This window comes from Polaromonas sp. CF318 (assembly GCF_000282655.1).
Taxonomy (GTDB): domain Bacteria; phylum Pseudomonadota; class Gammaproteobacteria; order Burkholderiales; family Burkholderiaceae_C; genus Polaromonas.
Genome location: NZ_AKIV01000159.1, coordinates 1 through 1,460 on the forward strand (window position 1 = coordinate 1; position 1,460 = coordinate 1,460).

Consider the following 1,460-nt stretch of genomic DNA (forward strand, 5'->3'; position numbering starts at 1 on the left):
CCGCCGTAGCCGCTGGCGGCTTCCTTGCGCGCAACGTAGCCGTCAAAGCGGGTGAGCAGCACGTACTGGTCGGGCTTGCGTTCCTTGAACTTGTAGGGCCCGGTGCCCACGTACTCGCGCAGCGGCTGGGCCAGCGACTCCTTGGCCATGATGGCGGCCATGCCGGAAGCCATGGCCAGTTGCGAGAGCAGCGGCGCGTAGGCGTTCTTCAGCGTGATTTCCACCGTGAGCGGCCCCTTGGCCGTCATGTCCGCCACTTGCACGGCCACCGACTTGCCGCGCGGGGAGACGTCCATCCAGCGCTTGAGGCTGGCCACTACGTCGTCGGCATTGAGTTCACGGCCGCTGTGCAGCATCACGCCTTTGCGCAGCGTGATGGTGTACAACTTGCCGTCGGCCGAGATTTTCGGCATGGCCTCGGCCAGCATGGGCACCAGTGCCGCCTTGGCATCGAAGGTGAACAGCGGCTCGTAGACGTGCTGCATGATGATGCAGACAAGGTCGGCCGGCGTGGACTGGATGTCCAGCGTCGGCGGCTCGGCCACCATGGCCAGATTCAGGGCCGACTTGGACGGCGCCTGGGCTTGCGCGGCCATCGGCAACAGCACCGAACCACTCGCCACCAGGGCCAACGCAACCGCCGTGCGACGGCTGACCAGGAATTTTTGCAGCATGCCGATCTCCTTAAAAATGAAAGTAATTTTCAACTTGCAAAGAATATGCCACCAAAAATTACCTATAAATTGGTATAAACCCTAGACAAAGCATCTTTAGTCTGAAAATATATTTCAGATTTGGGCTTTTGCTGCATGGCTTTGGGGCATGGCAGCCCTGCTGTTGTGATCTCGGTGCACCAGCTTTGGGTGCTGTGCCACTCGCCTGCTTGTTTGTTTGCCTTGCCGGCTGGCGCCTGCCGGCGGGCTGTCCATTGTTTACCTAATAAGGAGTCTTCGCAATGTCCGCACTTGAATACCTGGGCAACCCGCCCATTGCCTCCGACCACCAGCCTCGCCCGTTCTCGCCCGCGGTGCGCGCCGGCGATTTTGTGTACGTCTCGGGCCAGGTGCCGGGCGACGAAAAAGGCGAGATCGTGCAGGGCGGCATCGAGGTGCAGACGCGCCAGGTCATGAAAAACATCCAGGCCGCGCTGGCCCTGGCCGGCTGCACGCTGGACGACGTCTGCAAGACCACGGTCTGGCTGCAGGACGCGCGCGACTTCGGCAGCTTCAATCGCGTCTACATGAGTTACTTCACGGGCGGCAAGCCGGCCCGGTCCACCACCGAGGCTCGGTTGATGGTCGATGCGAAGGTTGAGATTGATGTGGTGGCTTATAAGCCCAAGGGCTAGGGTCGGGGTTGCTCCCGCGGCGTGCCCTCCTCTGAGACCTGCTGGCCGGGGGTTGCCCGGCAGCAAGTAACTTTCTTTTGCTTCGCCAAAAGAAAGTCACCAAAGAAAAGGC

At 61.0% G+C, this 1,460-nt stretch carries 2 protein-coding genes; one reads left to right on the forward strand and one right to left on the reverse strand.

Annotation, left to right across the window (positions count from 1 at the left end):
• Nucleotides 1–674 (reverse strand): ABC transporter substrate-binding protein (locus PMI15_RS23825; protein ID WP_007875127.1); only part of this gene is annotated, 674 nt, incomplete at its 3' end.
• Between the two features lie 281 nt (nt 675–955).
• Between PMI15_RS23825 and PMI15_RS23830 the strand changes: the two genes are divergently transcribed.
• Complete coding sequence (locus tag PMI15_RS23830; RefSeq protein WP_007875128.1) at nt 956–1,348, forward strand: RidA family protein; 393 nt, start codon at nt 956–958, stop codon at nt 1,346–1,348.
• Nucleotides 1,349–1,460: the final 112 nt, after the last annotated feature.

Bases quoted from the DNA above. Each gene is read 5' to 3' on its own strand.
- PMI15_RS23830 (WP_007875128.1), top strand. From the start codon at position 956: ATGTCCGCACTTGAATACCTGGGCAACCCGCCCATTGCCTCCGACCAC.